At 63.0% G+C, this 16,812-nt stretch carries 16 protein-coding genes; 14 read left to right on the top strand and 2 right to left on the bottom strand.

Features of this window, described 5'->3' with window-relative positions; all coding sequences use genetic code 11:
* Positions 1-103: 103 nt before the first annotated feature.
* Positions 104-1,087 (top strand): J domain-containing protein, encoded by a 984-nt coding sequence (locus V6L75_RS04105; RefSeq protein ID WP_334250243.1) that lies wholly within the window; start codon positions 104-106, stop codon positions 1,085-1,087.
* Positions 1,088-1,330: 243 nt separating this feature from the next.
* On the opposite strand, the gene V6L75_RS04100 is transcribed toward V6L75_RS04105, so the two are convergent.
* Together V6L75_RS04100 and V6L75_RS04095 are read right to left on the bottom strand one after the other, a co-directional pair.
* Positions 1,331-2,077 (bottom strand): crotonase/enoyl-CoA hydratase family protein, encoded by a 747-nt coding sequence (locus V6L75_RS04100; protein ID WP_334250242.1) that lies wholly within the window; start codon positions 2,075-2,077, stop codon positions 1,331-1,333.
* A gap of 40 nt (positions 2,078-2,117) precedes the next feature.
* Positions 2,118-3,908 (bottom strand): acyl-CoA dehydrogenase family protein, encoded by a 1,791-nt coding sequence (locus V6L75_RS04095; protein WP_334250241.1) that lies wholly within the window; start codon positions 3,906-3,908, stop codon positions 2,118-2,120.
* A gap of 188 nt (positions 3,909-4,096) precedes the next feature.
* Here V6L75_RS04095 and V6L75_RS04090 point away from each other — a divergent pair, with 188 nt between their 5' ends.
* From V6L75_RS04090 to yghX, 13 genes are all read left to right on the top strand, one after another.
* A complete protein-coding gene (locus V6L75_RS04090; RefSeq protein ID WP_334250240.1) occupies positions 4,097-5,083 on the top strand; it encodes an L-threonylcarbamoyladenylate synthase in 987 nt (328 codons plus the stop codon).
* A 408-nt stretch (positions 5,084-5,491) separates the two neighbouring features.
* Positions 5,492-6,421, top strand: coding sequence for a histone deacetylase family protein (locus V6L75_RS04085; protein ID WP_334250239.1), 930 nt, complete (start codon positions 5,492-5,494; stop codon positions 6,419-6,421).
* Positions 6,422-6,511: 90 nt separating this feature from the next.
* The gene (locus V6L75_RS04080) at positions 6,512-6,781 is read left to right on the top strand and encodes an exodeoxyribonuclease VII small subunit (RefSeq protein WP_019963041.1); all 270 of its coding nucleotides are present in this window, start codon (positions 6,512-6,514) and stop codon (positions 6,779-6,781) included.
* Positions 6,782-6,810: 29 nt separating this feature from the next.
* Complete coding sequence (locus tag V6L75_RS04075) at positions 6,811-8,001, top strand: helix-turn-helix transcriptional regulator (protein ID WP_334250238.1); 1,191 nt, start codon at positions 6,811-6,813, stop codon at positions 7,999-8,001.
* A 371-nt stretch (positions 8,002-8,372) separates the two neighbouring features.
* A complete protein-coding gene (dxs, locus tag V6L75_RS04070) occupies positions 8,373-10,292 on the top strand; it encodes a 1-deoxy-D-xylulose-5-phosphate synthase (RefSeq protein WP_334250237.1) in 1,920 nt (639 codons plus the stop codon).
* A gap of 77 nt (positions 10,293-10,369) precedes the next feature.
* Positions 10,370-11,731: an MFS transporter gene (locus tag V6L75_RS04065; RefSeq protein WP_334250236.1), complete on the top strand. Its 1,362-nt coding sequence runs from the start codon at positions 10,370-10,372 to the stop codon at positions 11,729-11,731.
* A gap of 60 nt (positions 11,732-11,791) precedes the next feature.
* On the top strand, positions 11,792-12,199 hold the full coding sequence (locus V6L75_RS04060; RefSeq protein ID WP_334250235.1) for a hypothetical protein: 408 nt from the start codon (positions 11,792-11,794) through the stop codon (positions 12,197-12,199).
* A gap of 71 nt (positions 12,200-12,270) precedes the next feature.
* On the top strand, positions 12,271-12,771 hold the full coding sequence (locus V6L75_RS04055; RefSeq protein WP_334250234.1) for a copper chaperone PCu(A)C: 501 nt from the start codon (positions 12,271-12,273) through the stop codon (positions 12,769-12,771).
* Positions 12,772-12,779: 8 nt separating this feature from the next.
* A complete protein-coding gene (locus tag V6L75_RS04050; protein WP_334250233.1) occupies positions 12,780-13,397 on the top strand; it encodes an SCO family protein in 618 nt (205 codons plus the stop codon).
* A gap of 42 nt (positions 13,398-13,439) precedes the next feature.
* Positions 13,440-13,577, top strand: a complete 138-nt coding sequence (locus tag V6L75_RS04045) for a hypothetical protein (protein WP_334250231.1) — start codon at positions 13,440-13,442, stop codon at positions 13,575-13,577.
* Between the two features lie 33 nt (positions 13,578-13,610).
* Positions 13,611-14,354: a TlyA family RNA methyltransferase gene (locus tag V6L75_RS04040; protein WP_334250229.1), complete on the top strand. Its 744-nt coding sequence runs from the start codon at positions 13,611-13,613 to the stop codon at positions 14,352-14,354.
* Between the two features lie 60 nt (positions 14,355-14,414).
* Positions 14,415-15,713 (top strand): class I SAM-dependent RNA methyltransferase, encoded by a 1,299-nt coding sequence (locus V6L75_RS04035; RefSeq protein ID WP_334250228.1) that lies wholly within the window; start codon positions 14,415-14,417, stop codon positions 15,711-15,713.
* A 187-nt stretch (positions 15,714-15,900) separates the two neighbouring features.
* Positions 15,901-16,788, top strand: a complete 888-nt coding sequence (gene yghX / locus V6L75_RS04030) for a YghX family hydrolase (RefSeq protein WP_334250477.1) — start codon at positions 15,901-15,903, stop codon at positions 16,786-16,788.
* Positions 16,789-16,812 lie beyond the last annotated feature (24 nt).

The following is a 16,812-nucleotide window of genomic DNA, read 5'->3' as shown; positions in this document are numbered from 1 at the left end:
AGCTTGTACTGGCATCATTTCCTGTCGCTTCCCATATGAGACGTGACTAGACTTAGCAGGCGTCCGGATGCTCCGGGCGCTTTCACCACATAGCGGACTGACAATGAAAGACCCCTACTCCGTTCTTGGCGTAACCAAAACGGCAAGCGAAGCGGACATCAAACGGGCCTTCCGCAAGCTTGCAAAGCAGTACCATCCGGATCAGAACGCCAATGATCCGAATGCACAGGCACGCTTCTCCGAGATCAACCAGGCCTATGAGATCGTGGGCGACAAGGAGAAGCGCCAGAAGTTCGACCGTGGCGAGATTGGCGCCGACGGCAAGCCGCGCTTTCAGGCCCATGGCTTCGAAGGCTTCGACGGCTTCCGCGAAGGTGCATCGCGCGGCGGTGCCGGCAGCAGCTTCACGGGCGGTGCCTTTGATGACATTCTGAACGACATTCTCGGCGGCTTCGGCGCACGCCGTGGCGGCGCAGGCGCGGGCCCCGGTGCAGGGGCTGGCACCCGTGGCTTTGCCGGGGATCCGGGCGCAGCACGCGGCGGCGCCCCCCGCTCCGGCCAGACGGTCGAAATGATTGCGCTCGTAACAGTCGAGGAGCTCGGCCGGGACGGAAAGACCCGAGTCACCCTGCCCAATGGCAAGACCATCGACATGAAGATCCCGGCAGGCACCATGGAAGGCGACAAGATCCGTCTGCGCGGTCAGGGCCAGCCCGGCATCAATGGCGGGCCAGCAGGCGATGCGGTGATCGAGATCCGGCTGAAGCCGCACAAACTGTTCGCGGTCAAGGGCAACGACCTGCATCTCGATCTGCCGCTGGCTCTTTATGAGGCGGTTCTGGGTGCCAAGGTGCGCACGCCGCTGCTCGACGGCGCGGCCTATCTCACCATCCCGCCCGGTTCCAGCAGCGGCAAGACCATGCGGCTCAAGGGCAAGGGCTTGCCGACGAAAAACGGCGGCCATGGCGACCTTCTGGTCCGCCTCGAGATCGTGCTGCCGCCGCATGCCGACGAAGAGCTGGAAACGCTGATGAAGGCCTGGCGGGAAGTCACGCCCTACCCGGCCCGCGGCCCCGAATTCGACTGACCATTGCCCATTTGAACAACAGAAATGAAGCAGCCCGCCGGAGCAGTCCGGCGGGCTGGTTTGTTTGAACCTGCCAGCTGCGGGTGATCAGATGCCCGCAGCCTCTCAACACTCACCGCCGTCCCGGCCTCCGTGCCGGGACCTGTAAGGGAGTTGCAGGCTCAAAGGGCCGGGGCGACACCTGAGCAAGCAGCAAGGCAGCATGTCTCTGACTGGTCGGAGCAATCACCCAGCCGTCCCGGTTCAGCCCTTCGCCTTGCCCATGAAGGCCGCAAATGCGGTGGCGGCTTCCGGGGAGGAGAGGCGCTGGCCGAAGATGAGGGCTTCCTCGTCCATCCGCGCCAGAACCTCCGTCCGGTCCCCGCGCAGCAGGCGGCGGGAGAGGGCCATGGCCTCCCGTGGCCGCGCGGCAATACGGCTGGCGCAGTCAAAGGCAGCCGTTTCAAGATCGGCCTCGTTGACCACATGATTGACGATGCCCGCCTCACGGGCGGCTTCCGCCGTGAAGGCATCGCCTAGGCACAGAAGCGCAAAGGCGCGCTGGTGGCCCATGATGCGCGGCGCCAGCAAGCTGGAGCCCGCTTCCGGCACCAGCCCCAGATCGACAAACGGTGTGCGCAGCACCGTGCGGGGCGTGGCATAGACCATGTCGCAGTGGAACAGCAACGTGGTGCCGACGCCGATGGCAAGACCATCCACCGCTGCCACCAGAGGCTTTTCCAGCCGTGCCAGAACCGACAGGAACTTCAGCACCGGTGTGTCCGACAGATCACCTTGAGACGCAAAACGCATGAAGTCGGCAATATCGTTGCCAGCGGTGAAGGCACCGGGCGAACCACAGATGAGGTGGCAGCCAATGGCCGAATCCGCCTCGCCAGCCATCAACCCATCCACGAGCGCCAGATACATCTCGCCGGTGATGGCGTTCTTCTTGTCCGGCCTGTCGAACCTGACAAGGTTCACGCCATCCCTGCTTTCATGACGGATCATGCCGCCCTCCCCGCTTCACGTCTCGTCAGAACCTCAACCATCAGCCGATGCGGGCCGAAAGGGCCGCCGGATCGAAGGCAAGGATTGCGCCTGCCGCGCCTGTCACATCGCGGGCAAGCCCCGCTGTCTCGCCCAGCAGCGTTTCGGCAAAGTGGCGCGCCAGCAGGCGGCGGTGGGCCTCTGCTGCCGGGTCCTGCCCCTCGCCAGCCATCGCGCCCTTGAGAAGAAGCGCGCCGCCAAGCACCAGCCCAGCCAGCCGCAGATAGGGCGTAGCACCCGCCAGCGCTTCCGCCACCCGGCCATCAGCCTGAGCCTGCTTCAGCCAGGCTGTCGCGGAGGACAGTCCGTCGAGAGCGGGCAGAAGATGGGCGGCAGTTGCCTTGATATCCTCATCCGAATGAGCTGCGGCGGCCTCTGCAATCGCCTTCAGTTCGGCAATAAACCCGTCCACATGCGCCCCGCCCTCCAGCGGCAGCTTGCGCTGCACGAGGTCGATCGCCTGAATGCCGTTGGTGCCCTCATAGATCGGCGCAATGCGGGCATCGCGCAGGTGCTGGGCAGCCCCGGTTTCCTCGATGAAGCCCATGCCGCCGTGCACCTGAATGCCAAGCGAAGCCGATTCCACGCCAAAGTCGGTGGAGAGCGCCTTGGCAATGGGCGTCAGCAGCCCGGCGCGGCTTGCCCAATGCGCCCGCTCTTCCGGCGTTGCGGCCAGATGCGCCATGTCGATGGCATGGGCGCAGGAATAGCAGATGGCACGGGCCACCTGCGTGCGGGCCTGCATGGCCAGCAGGGTGCGCTTGATGTCGGGATGCAGGGCAATCGGGCTCATGCCCTCGCCCTTGTCGCCCGGGGCGCGGCCCTGACGGCGGTCCAGCGCATAGGCGAGCGCATGCTGGAAGGCCCGCTCGGAAACGCCCAGCCCTTGCACGCCCACCGCAAGGCGGGCGTTGTTCATCATGGTGAACATGCAGGCAAGGCCCCGGTTCTCCTCGCCGATCAGCCAGCCTGTGGCGCCGCCCTCGTCACCATAAATCATAGTGCAAGTGGGCGAGCCATGGATGCCGAGCTTGTGCTCGATGCCGGCGCAGCGCACATCATTGCGCGCGCCCAGCGAACCATCGTCATTGACGAAGAACTTCGGCACCAGAAACAGCGAAATACCGCGCGTGCCTGCAGGCGCATCCGGCAGGCGGGCCAGCACCAGATGGATGATGTTGTCCGTCAGATCATGCTCGCCATAGGTGATGTAGATTTTCTGCCCGAAGATACGGTAGCTGCCATCGGCGTTGCGCTCGGCCCTTGCCTTCAGCGCATTGAGATCGGAGCCCGCCTGCGGCTCCGTCAGGTTCATGGTGCCCATCCACTCGCCGGAAACGAGCTTGGCGAGGTACTTCTCCTGAAGCTCCGGCGCCGCATGCTTCTCCAGCGCCTCGACGGCGCCCATAGTCAGTGTCGGCCCAAGGGCGAAAGCCATGGAGGCGGAATTCCACATTTCCAGCGCGGCGATGTTCAGCATCACAGGCAGGCCCTGCCCGCCAAAGTCCGTACCGGCAGCAAGCGCGTTCCAGCCGCCCTCGATCCAGTGATGATAGCAATCGCGCCAGCCTTCCGGCGTCGTCACCGTGCCATTGGCGAAGGGCGTGCCCTGCCTGTCGGCGATCTTGTTGAGCGGGGCGATTTCCTCGGCGGCGAAACGCCCGGCCTCTGTCAGAATAGCCTCGACCAGATCCTCGCCAAGCTCTTCCGCGCCATAGGCGTCCCGGACTTGCGGCAGTCCGGCCACATGCTTGAGCGTGAAGGCAATTTCGGCGAGCGGCGCGCGATACATCCTGTTTCTCCCTGATCCGGACGCGCTTGGTGCTTGACGTGGACCGCTGAAGTCCGCAAAAGCCGCGCATCTCATGTGTCTCCTGCGAACGTACCGCAGTTTACGTAAACGTCAATACGTTACCCAGAGGCAGGCCGCGCCGTTTTCTGTTTGCACAGCGCAGCCGCCCCGGCTTCCGGAGCCCCAGAATGCAGCGCTGGCCCATCGATTTGAAGTCCACCGACTGGATGATGTCCGGCCTGCTTCAGCCGGTGGTGGAGGCGCTGGCCGGGGGCAAGCTGGTGGCCGTACCGACCGAGACGGTCTATGGCCTGGCTGCCGACGCCACGAACGGCGAAGCCTGTGCCCGAATCTACGAGGCAAAGGGGCGGCCGAGTTTCAATCCGCTGATCTCGCATGTGGAGAGCCTGGAAGCGGCAGAGCGTCACGGCCTGTTCGATGAGCGGGCGAAAGCGCTGGCTGCAGCCTTCTGGCCAGGGCCACTGACCATGGTGGTGCCGCGCAATCCAGCATCCCCCATCGCCAGCCTGACGACCGCTGGCCTCGACAGCGTCGCACTGCGCGTGCCTGCGGCGCCCGTCATGCGCTGGCTGGCCAGCCAGCTTGGCCGCCCGCTGGCCGCGCCCAGCGCCAATCTCTCGGGACGCATTTCAACAACAGATGCGGATGCGGTGATTGCGGATCTGGGGGACAAGGTTGCCCACGTGCTCGACGCAGGCCCCTGCCCCATCGGCATCGAATCCACAATCGTCAGCCTGACCGGCGAAACGCCCGCCCTGCTGCGGCCCGGCGGCATTCCGGCAACGGCCATCGAAGCGGTGCTGGGCTGCAGCCTGATCCGCGCCGCCGCCGATGACCATGCACCGCAAGCGCCTGGCATGCTGACGTCCCATTATGCCCCCGCGGCAGCGGTACGGCTTGAGGCACAGGGCATTGAGGAAGGTGAGGCTGCACTGCTGTTTGGCCCGGACGGCCTGCCCGGCGCGGGTCAGGCAAGGGCCAGCCTCAACCTCTCACCAACCGGCGATTTGGTGGAAGCGGCGGCCAATCTCTTCTCCGCCCTGCGCCAGCTGGATGCAAGCGGAGCCACCGTCATTGCCGTGCAGGCGGTTCCCGGCGAAGGACTGGGTGAAGCGATCAACGACAGGCTGCGCCGCGCAGCTGCCCCAAGGTGAGCGCATTTCTGGCCGGTTGGACCATCATCCTTCTGGAACTTCCCGGGCTGATCCGCGTAAGCATTTTTCCTGCCTGAATATTTCACCAATATCGGACCGGCCGAGCATCGTTGATGAGCTAGCTTATGCACAGCCTGTCTGGCATTTTTTACTGTAATCACCTGCGTAAGGCGGCACAGAATCAGCTACCAATAGTCTTGAGGACAGGAGATGCAGCGGACCTCCCCCGAGCACAGCGATGCTCGCACCTTCAGAAGGACTTGACCTTGTGGCCAAGTCCTTTCTTTTGTCTGCCCCCTCAAGCTCCCTTCTCCTCAGCAATCAGCGCAAGCGTGACCTCACGGATTGACAGGCCGGGATGAAATGCCGCTCACTGGCACCCCTGTTCTTGCGGAGGAGCGCAGATCCTTGTCCACCCTGCTGATTTCCCATCCCTGCTTTCTTGATCACCTGACACCCATTGGCCATCCCGAGCGTCCGGACCGCCTGCGGGCCATTGACCGGGTGCTGGAGCATGAGCGGTTCCAGGCGCTGGAGCGGGAGACGGCTGCCATGGGCACTGTGGAGGCCATCGCCCGCGCCCATCCCATGGCCTATGTGGACCAGCTCTACAAGTCCGCGCCTGAAGAAGGGCTGGTACGGCTTGATGCCGATACGACGCTTTCCCCCGGCAGCTGGGAAGCGGCCCTGCGCGGTGCAGGCGCGGCCTGTCAGGCCGTCGATGAAGTGGTTACCCGCAAGGTCAGCAATGCCTTCGTGGCATCGCGCCCGCCCGGCCACCACGCGGAACATGAGCGGGCCATGGGCTTCTGCCTGTTCAACAATGCAGCCATCGCAGCCCGCCATGCACAGGCATTCCATGGCATTGGCCGTGTCGCCATCGTCGATTTCGACGTGCACCACGGCAATGGCACGCAGGACATCTTCTGGGCGGATCCGTCCGTCATGTATTGCTCCACCCACCAGATGCCGCTTTACCCCGGCTCGGGTGCCGCCAGCGAACGCGGTGAAGCAGACACGATCGTCAACGTGCCTTTGTCCGCAGGCGATGACGGCGCCATCTTCAGGGAAGCTGTGGAAACCGGCATCCTGCCTCGGCTTGAGGCCTTCAAGCCGGAACTGATCATCATTTCCGCCGGCTTCGATGCCCACGCACGTGATCCGCTCGGCGGGCTCAACCTGGTGGAGGCCGATTTCGGCTGGATCACACGCGTTCTCATGGATGTGGCCGACCAGCATGCCGGTGGACGTGTGGTTTCCCTGCTGGAAGGCGGGTATGATCTTGAAGGCTTGGCCCGCTCCACGGCCGCCCATGTCATGACGCTGATGACTGGATAGGAAACTTCGGCAAAACAGTCATGTCAGACTTGACGCCCGGCAACGTTCCGGCAAGGGTCGCCAACTTGACCAACTGGCGAGGATGACACCATGGCGAACGGAACGCTTTCACACGACGAAGCTGCGGCTCTTGCCGCCCTGTCCTTTGAAGAGGCACTGAGCCAGCTGGAAAGCATCGTCAGGGCGCTGGAGCAGGGCAATGTGCCACTGGAAAAGAGCATCGAGATGTATGAGCGCGGCGACCGCCTGCGTGCCCGGTGCGATCAGTTGCTGAAGGCTGCCGAGGAAAAGGTCGAGAAGATCCAGCTTGGAGCTGACGGCCGCGCCGCAAAGACAGTACCGCTTGATCCTGAGGCCTGAAAGGCCTGCCATATGAGGTTCGGGTGATCATGGATGCAAACGGAGGCAAGAGGATTTTCGGCGGCGCCTGCCCTGAAGATGCGGCGGCTGCCTTCAATCATACACTCGATACCGTGTTTGATGCGGTGCTGGAACCTGCCAGGTGGGCTGAGGTATGTGCCGCCCTGGAGCAGCATCTCGAAGCGCAACTGCTGCTCATGACATTCGGTCCGGATGGCCGTCATGATGCCCGCTTCTGTGACCGTTCCACCGCAGAGCCGATGCTCATCCATCTGGCGCGCAGCCAGGTAGAGAGCGGAAAGTCCATCATCGCCTATATGCTGCATGATGCCGGTCTTCTGACCTATCACTGCAAGCGCAAGATCATCTGCCCGGCGTTGAAGCCGGAGCTGGAGCCCTCGCCTGCCAGGGACGACTTGCGATACACCAAGGCCCTGATGACCCGTGTCTATGAAAAGGACGGGCATAAGGCATTGCTTGTTGCCTGCCGCTCAGCCTCGCAGCCCTCCTTCGACGTGCAAGAATTCCACTTTGTAGACCTGCTGTCAAAGCGGCTCAACATTGCCCTCGAATGTGCCTCTCGCATCAGGGAAGCCCGTCTTGAGGCGGAGCAGGCGGCATTGCTGTCAAACTCGGGCAGCCACTTGTCGATGCTGATGGACCCCATGCGCCGCATAATCGCATCCCGGGGACCTGCTCTGGAAGAACTCGGTCTCAACCAGATTCTTGAGGTGCGCAACGGGCGGCTCAACATTCTGTCCCGGGAACTGGAAGACCTTTTCGAGCCAATGGTCGAAAAGATGGCTCCGGGCCTTCTCCTTGGCTCTATCCGGCCTGACAGGCGGCAAACAGAGATGAACGGTTCGCAAGAACTCGTTATCATCACCGAAAGCGGAACGCCTTGCCGCATTGAGCTGGAACTCAGCCGTCAGGATGGACAGGAAGGGCCGGCCCAGCTTGTGATCCGCATACATCTGCCGCGCGGCATTCCTGCCGGGATCAATACGGCTCTGCAGTCGGTTTACGGGCTGTCCCGGAGCGAGGCCCGTCTGGTTCAGTTGCTGGTCGCCAGCGGATCGCTGACCGAGACACTGGACACGCTTTCGGTCACCCGCAATACGGCCAAGACCCATTTGCGCCGCATCTACGAAAAAACGGGGACCCGCTCCCAGCTGGAACTGGCGCAGACAGTGTACCGGCTGGCAAGCATATACTGCTGACCCCTCAGTAGAACTGCCGAAGCTGCTGAACCGGTTTACACTGGCTTATCGTTCCAAAGCTGACGCAAGGTCAACCATATACACAAAAAAAGGACCGTGTCGAAACACGGTCCAAGTCATCACTGTGCACGTGGCCCCATCGACCACGCGTCATCCTTAGGGCATTTCAAACCTTGCTGCATCACCCTTTCGGGTGACAACGGGCGACTTCTGATATGTTTTCTTCCCGCGCAGGTCGCTGATTGCTTCACTATTCCCGCTCCTTGGACCCCGGACACCTTGCCGAACGGTTTGCGCCGCCCAGATGGTTGGTGTAAGGCTCGAACCTTGTTTGCGCCGCATCATTGCCGTGTCATGGAGTGACCCAAAGCGTGTCTTCTAAGCCGCATACCCCTTTGCTTGACGGGATCACCGGCATGGACGCCCTGCGCGCCCTGCCCGAGAGCGACCTGCGCCAGCTGGCCGAAGAACTGCGCACGGAAACAATTGATGCAGTGTCACAGACTGGCGGGCACCTTGGCGCAGGCCTTGGCGTCGTCGAGCTGACCGTAGCGCTGCACTATGTCTTCAACACGCCGGATGACAGGCTGATCTGGGACGTGGGACATCAGTGCTACCCGCACAAGATCCTGACAGGGCGGCGCGAGCGCATCCGTACCCTGCGCCAGCCGGGCGGCCTTTCGGGCTTCACCAAGCGCAGCGAAAGCGTGTTTGATCCGTTTGGCGCAGCCCATTCCTCGACATCCATCTCCGCCGGCCTCGGCATGTCCGTGGCGCGGGATCTGGATAGGCGCAACAACAATGTGATTGCTGTCATCGGCGACGGGTCGATCTCTGCCGGCATGGCCTATGAGGCCATGAACAACGCTGGGGCACTCAACTCGCGGCTCATCGTCATCCTCAATGACAACGACATGTCCATCGCCCCGCCTGTAGGCGCCATGTCAGCCTATCTGGCGCGCCTCGTTTCAGGCCCGACCTACAAGTCGCTGCGCGATGCCGCCAAAAAGATCGCCCACACCCTGCCGCGCCCGCTTCAGGAAAAGGCGGCACGGGCCGAGGAATATGCCCGCGGCTTCTGGACCGGCGGCACCCTGTTCGAGGAACTGGGCTTCTACTATGTCGGCCCGGTCGACGGCCACAACATGGACCATCTGCTGCCCGTCCTGAAGAATGTGCGCGACACCCACCAGGGGCCGGTGCTCATTCACGTGGTCACCCAGAAGGGCAAGGGCTATGCCCCGGCAGAAGGCGCCAAGGACAAGTATCACGGCGTTGCGCGCTTCGATGTCATCACAGGCAAACAGGACAAGCCTAAGGCCAACGCGCCGAGCTATACCAGCGTCTTTGCCCGTGCGCTTGTGGAAGAGGCCGAGCGTGACGAAAAGATCGTCGGCGTTACAGCAGCCATGCCTGACGGCACCGGCCTTGACCTGATGCAGCAGGTGTTCCCCACCCGCGTCTTCGACGTCGGCATTGCCGAACAGCATGCCGTCACGTTTGGTGCGGGCCTTGCCAGCGAAGGCTACAAGCCTTTCGTTGCCATCTACTCCACCTTCCTGCAGCGCGGTTATGATCAGGTGGTGCATGACGTGGCAATCCAGGGCCTGCCTGTTCGCTTCCCCATCGACCGTGCGGGTCTGGTGGGCGCCGATGGCCCCACGCATGCAGGTGCCTTCGACACCGCCTTCCTCGCCTGTCTGCCCGGCTTCGTGGTGATGGCAGCCGCCGATGAGGCCGAACTGAAGCATATGGTGGCAACGGCTGCCGCCTATGATGAAGGCCCCATCTCCTTCCGCTATCCGCGCGGTGAGGGCCTTGGCATCGAACTGCCGGAACGCGGGCAGGTGCTGCCGGTCGGCAAGGGTGTCATCCGCAAGGAAGGCACGAAGGTGGCTCTTCTGTCCTTCGGCACCCGTCTGGCGGAGTGCATGACGGCGGCGCATGAGCTGGATGCCGCCGGGCTTTCGACCACGGTGGCCGATGCCCGCTTCGCCAAGCCGCTTGATCTGGATCTGCTGAAGCGGCTGGCCCGCGAGCACGAGGTTCTGATCACCGTTGAGGAAGGCTCCGTTGGCGGCTTCGGCAGCCATGTCCTGAGTGCGCTGGCCGAACTTGGCGCGCTGGACAAGGGCCTCAAGGTGCGCACCATGACCTTGCCGGACCGCTATCAGGACCACGACAAGCCGGACGTGATGTACCGGGATGCCGGTCTCAACGCCGAAGGCATCATGCGCAAGGTGTTCGAGGTGCTGGGCAAGGACGCCGCAGGTCTCGCCCTGCGCGCCTGACGGCTGCCGCATCACCACACGAAAATTTTCACAACCACCGGGTAGACTTCTGCCTTGCGTGCGTTGAGGATGACATCATGATCAAGGCTCTGGCCTCCATTTCCGCCCTGCTTGCATCGGTGGGCCTGCTGCTTGTTGGCCACGGCCTGCAGGGCACGCTTCTGCCTCTTGCCGCGCAGCAGGCATCCTTCTCCGATCTCGAAATCGGCTTCGTGTCATCGTTCTATTTCGTCGGCATGGTGCTTGGTTGTTTTGGCTCGCCTTACATGATCATGCGTGCAGGCCATATCCGGGCCTTCGCAGCGCTGGTTTCGCTGATGTCCGCAGCTGTGATCCTGCATCCCGTGTTGATGGACCCCGTGTCCTGGAGCGTCATCCGCGCCATTTCCGGCTTCTGCCTCGCAGGCTTCTACATGGTGGTAGAAAGCTGGCTGAACGAGGCAGCTGACAACCGCAACCGCGGCACGATCATGTCGGTCTACATCGTGGTTCTGTACGCCTCGATGATCGTCGGTCAGGTGTCCGTTTCAGCCACCGGCATCGACAGTTTCCTACCCTTTGCGGTGGCGTCTGTCATGGTCAGTCTTGCGGTCATTCCTGTATCCCTGACAAACGCCAACCAGCCCGCACCCATCACACTGGTGCGGTTCCGGCCCGTAAAGCTGTATCTCACGTCCCCTGCAGCGCTCGTCGGCTGTTTCCTTGTGGGTGTTGCAGGCAGCGCCATGTGGACGCTGACGCCGCTCTATGGCTCTCAGATCGGCCTCAGCAACGATCAGGCCGCATTCTATGCCGCGGCCTACATCGGCGGCGGCGTGCTTGCACAGTGGCCTTTTGGCCGCCTCTCGGACAGAATGGACCGCCGTATCGTACTGGTCGGGCTTGCCATCGCGACCCTGGTGATGGCCTGCATCATCGTTGTCTTCAAGCCATCGAACCCGCTCATCGCCACCTTGATGACCATGAGCGTTGGCGCCTTCCTGCAACCCGCCTATTCGGTCTCCGTCGCCCACGCCTATGACCATGCAGACCCGGCGGAATATGTGGAGACGTCCTCCGGCCTTTTGCTTGCCTATGGCATCGGCTCCATCCTTGGCCCCATGTCCGCATCGCTGCTGATGAATGTCATGGGCTCGGAAGGGCTTTATGCGCAGGTGGCACTGGTGCAAGTGGCCACAATCTTGTTCGTTACTGGCCGCTTGATGACGCGCAAGACGCCCTCGCGCGACGAAAAGACGGACTTCGAATACGCCGCCACCGCGCAGGTGGGCTCGGTCATCGCACCTGATCCGCTGGACACCGATGATCCGCTCATCATTCCGCCCGAAGAGTTCCCGGCTTATGACACGCAGGCTTTCGATCCGGCTGAGCCCGGCGTCACGGAGGAAAATGTGCCCGGCGCCGGACAGGACACGGACAGCCCGGACGCACACCGCTGACTTGCAAGGTGCGGCAAATTTGCGCTCGCGCGGTGTACAGGAAATGGTCATAGTACGCCCATGAAGACGCCCTCGAGCCTGTTTGCAATCCTGCGCACGGAACGCACGCCATTCGCGCTGATGGCGGTGATTGCCATTGTCTTCAGGCTCGTCCTGCTCGCCTCTCCCGCCCATGCCGCAGCGCTGGCCGGAGATGTGGATTTCGGCAGCATTTGTCTAGGCGCAAGTCAGGGCGTGGAAGCCTCAAAGCCCGGAGAGGCACCTCGGGCACCGCATGATCCGGCAGCCTGTCTCTGCGCCACGGGTTGCCACATTGCCATTACCGGACCGCTGTTTGCCGCGCCCTTGAACGATTCAAGCCTGCGCATTCCGGAAGTGGCGCTCCTGCCGCTGTTACGCAATCAATCCCTTCCCGTCACCGAGGCCTTGCTGACCGGCAAGGCCATCAGGGCACCGCCTGCGATCTGACATCCCGCAAGCATTTACCCCTGATGATCTGCGGCATGCCTGATGCTGCCGCCCACATGACTGGAAGACACATGACCATTCTGAAGACCCTTGCCGGCGCTGCCGCTGCGCTCGCCCTGCTCGCTTCCTCCGCCATGGCGCACGAGTTCAAGCTCGGTGATCTCGTCATCAACCACCCCTGGACCCGCGCCACTCCGCCGAACGCTCCGGCAGCTGGCGGCTTCCTGAAGGTGCATAACGGCGGTGCAGCCGACGACAAGCTGATTTCCGCAAGCTCCCCGGCTGCCGGGCGCGTCGAGCTGCATGAAATGGCGGTTGTCGACAGCATCATGAAGATGCGGGAAGTCGAAGGCGGCATCGCCCTGCCCGCCGGACAGGATACCGTGCTGAAGCCGGGCGGCCTGCACATCATGATGATGGAGCTGAAGCAGCCTTTCACCGAAGGCGAGAGCATTCCCATGACCCTGACCTTCGAAAAGGCAGGCAAGGTAGATGTGACGCTCAAGGTCGAAAAGATGGGCGCCAAGGGCAATGACCACGGCAGCCACAACGGGGCAGCCCACAGCCACTGAGAGGGAACATGTCTTCTCTGAAATTCATCCGCTACGGCGCTTGGGCGGCAGTTGCCGCCCTCGCCATCGGCGCAGGATATGTCACCGTCTCGCAGATGCAGAACGGCGGCGGCACGTCGCAGACCGCTTCCGTTGCCAGCATTGGCGGCCCCTTCACGCTCGTGCGCGCAGATGGCACCACGGTGACCGACAAGGACTTTGCCGGCAAGCCACTGGCGATCTTCTTCGGCTTCACCTTCTGTCCGGATGTCTGTCCCACCACTCTGTCGGATCTTCAGGGCTGGATCGAGCAGCTCGGGCCGGATGCGGACAGGATGAACTATGCCTTCGTGTCGGTCGACCCGGAGCGTGATACGCCAGAGGTGATCGGCGACTATGTGGCGGCCTTCGACCCTCGCATCACCCCCCTGACCGGCTCACGCGAGCAGATCGACGCGGTGATCAAGGCCTACCGCGTCTATGCCAAGAAAGTTCCGCTGGACGGCGGCGGCTATACGATGGATCATTCGGCGATGATCTACCTCATGGATGGCAGCAACCGTTTCGTTGGCACCATCGCCTATGAGGAAGATCCGGCGACTGCGCTGCAGAAGCTGAAGAACCTGATCGCACGCAACGGGGCCTGAAAGCGGGCCCCTGCGGACGCAGGACAAGCGGGAGATTTCGGCGTGGTACCGGTACGCTGGATTGCAGCAGGCGGGCTAACGGGCGGGGCGCTGATTGCGCTGGCTGCTTTCGGCTGGCTGCGCTATGGCGAACAGCTCTATTTCGATGTTCTGGTAGCCGGGCTTGCCGGCTGCCTGTGAACACGGCCACCACCACTGTGGAACCCCGCCCGTATGTCCAGCCGCCTGCGCCTTGACCAGTGCCTCGCCGACCTCGGCCTTGCCCCCAGCCGTGCCCGTGCCCGGGATGCCATTCTACGCGGCACGGTCAGTGTCGATGGTGTGGTCATCACCAAGCCGGGGCAGCTTGTCGCTTCGACCCAGAAGATCACGCTGGCCGATCCGGCACAAAATTACGTTTCCCGTGCCGCGCTGAAACTTCTCGCGGCGCTGGAGGCTTTCCCGGTTGATCCGGCGGGCAAGATCTGTCTGGATGTCGGCGCTTCCACCGGCGGCTTCACACAGGTGCTGCTTGAGCGCAATGCTGCCCGTGTCCATGCAATTGATGTGGGCCACGGCCAGCTGCACGAGCGGATTGGTTCCAATCCGAAGGTCAACCGCCGCGATGGGCTCAATGCCCGCGACCTGACGCTGGCAGACCTTGAGGGCGTGGCGCCGCAGCTGATCGTTTCGGACGTCAGCTTCATTTCCCTGAAACTCGCACTGCCTCCAGCCCTTGAGCTTGCTGTGCCCGGTGCTGAAGCCATTCTTCTGGTCAAGCCACAGTTCGAGGTGGGCCGTCAGGGCATCGGCAAGGGTGGTCTGGTGCAGCCGGATCTGGTGGAGCCTTGCGCCGAAGACCTGCGCCTCTGGCTGGATTCCCTGCCTGGCTGGAAGTCTCTCGGCCTCATCCCTTCCCCCGTCACCGGTGGCGACGGCAACCGCGAGTTCCTGCTCTATGGCCGCAAGGACGGCTGAGCAAATTCCAGGCGTGATGCGTCAGCATCTGAAAGCCTTGGCATAAGGAAGGCGAGTGTCTTGCATAAACCCCGCAATTCCGCGCTTGCGGTTGGCGGCGGGGCGGGGTATCGCACGGCGATGACGGACGCGACAATCGACATCACCATCACCGCCCTCGGCCACCTGGGCGACGGGCTGGCTTCTGGCCCGAAAGGCCCTCTTTTCGTACCCGGCGGACTGCCGGGCGACGTGCTGCGCGTGAAAGCGCAAGGGGACCGGGCCACCATCCTCGAAATCCTCACCCGCAGCCCTGCCCGTGTGGAGCCCACATGCCGCCATTTCGAGGCCTGCGGCGGGTGCTCCCTGCAGCACATGGCCGAGCCTGACTATCTCGCTTTCAAGCGGGATCAGGTGGTACGCGCGCTGGAAGACCGGGGCATCGAAGTACCGGTGGATGAGGTCATCCCAAGTGCACCCGGCTCCCGCCGCCGCGCCGTGCTGACGGCCGTGCGCGCCGGTCACAAGCTGCTGCTCGGCTATCACGAGCGGGCCAGCAACCGGCTGGTGGACATTACCGAATGCCCCGTGCTGGACCCGAAGATCGTTGCCGCCGTGCCGGGCCTCAAGCGCCTTGCCGAAGTGCTGATGCCGCGCAAAGGGGAGCTGCGCCTGACCGTGCTGGCAACGCCGGCCGGCCTTGATGTGGCGCTGGCCAATGCGGCGCCCGGCATGGAAAAGAAGCTGGTGCAGCTCTCGGGCCTGACGGCGGATCTCGGTCTTGCCCGCCTCTCCGTTGATGGTGAGATCATCCTGGAAGCACGCGCCCCGGCGCTGCCAATGGGCAAGGTGGCAGCCGTTCCCGCACCGGGCGGGTTCACGCAGGCCACAGCCGAGGCCGAAGCCCATCTGGCAACTCTGGTTCTGGCTGCCCTTGGCAAATCGAAGAAGGCGGCTGACCTTTTCGCGGGCATCGGCACCTTCACCTTCCGCATGGCCGAAACCATGTCCGTGCACGCGGTGGAAGGCGAGGCCGCAGCCGTGGCTGCTCTCGACCGGGCGTCGCGCCAGCCGGCAGGCCTCAGGCAGATCACCTTCGAGCGGCGTGACCTGTTCCGCCGCCCGCTGATGGCAGCGGAGCTTGCAGGCTTTGATGCCGTCACCTTTGACCCGCCGCGCACGGGCGCGCAGGCGCAGGCGGAGCAGCTGGCCCTTTCCAAGGTGAAGCGAATTGCTGCCGTCTCCTGCAATCCGGCCACCCTCGCCCGCGATTTGCGTATACTGATCGACGGCGGCTTCAAGGTCACCCGCGTAACACCGGTGGACCAGTTCCTCTACTCCCCGCATGTGGAAGTGGTGGCGGCGCTGGAACGGGCATAGGCTCAGGACTGCGCCGCAGAGGATGATGCTCTGCGGCGTTTGATCACCGGCGTTCACTTTTACGTGCAAGGTTGATTGGACGCTCGTACTTGCATCAGCGCGCATTAGTGTAGCGGCTTGCGAATGACGATGCCCGGAGGCGGGTGCATCATGCGGCAAGGAGCACACGATGGATGACATGACGCCCATGCAGCGCAAGACGGCGCGGGATTTCCCCCAGGAACTCCTCGACCTTTACGACTTCTACGCCCACGGCAAGATCACCAAGCGTGACTTCCTCGAAAAGGCCGCCAAGTTTACGGTCGCGGGCATTACCGCGGCCATGCTGCTGGATCAGCTGGCTCCCAACTATGCTCTGGCCCAGCAGGTGGCGCCCGATGATGCCGGGATCGTGGCTGAACGCATCACCTATGCCTCCCCCAATGGCAACGGCGAGGTGAACGGCTATCTGGTGAAGCCAGCAGGAGCTGCCGCAAAGCTGCCTGCCGTCCTCGTGATCCACGAGAACCGGGGCCTCAATCCCTATATCGAGGATGTGGCACGGCGCATGGCAAAGGCCGGGTTCATGGCGCTGGCGCCGGACGGGCTCACATCCGTTGGCGGCTATCCGGGCAATGACGACAAGGGCCGTGAATTGCAGCAGACGGTTGATCGGGAAAAGCTGATGAATGATTTCTTCGCCGGTTTCGAGCATCTGCTGGCCCGTGAGGACAGTACCGGCAAGGTAGGGGCAGTCGGTTTCTGCTACGGCGGCGGCGTGGTCAATGCCATTGCCGTTGCCTATCCGGAGCTTGCTGCAGGCGTGCCCTTTTATGGCCGCCAGGCGCCTCTGGACGGCGTTCCGGCCATCAAGGCACCGCTTCTGCTGCAATATGCCGAGCTGGACGAGCGCATCAACGCGGGCTGGCCAGCTTACGAGGAAGCGTTGAAGGCCAACGGCAAGACCTACACGGCCTACATCTATCCCGGCGTGAACCACGGCTTCCACAACGACACCACGCCTCGCTACGACGAGGCCGCCGCAAAGCTTGCAGAAGAGCGCACCATCGCCTTCTTCAAGCAGCATCTTGGCTGAGAGGTGAAGATTTGCGGATTGTTG

Source organism: Pannonibacter anstelovis (genome assembly GCF_036881715.1).
Lineage (GTDB): Bacteria > Pseudomonadota > Alphaproteobacteria > Rhizobiales > Stappiaceae > Pannonibacter > Pannonibacter anstelovis.
The sequence above is the reverse complement of the archived record's forward strand: the minus strand, read 5'-3'. Positions and strand labels throughout refer to the sequence as shown.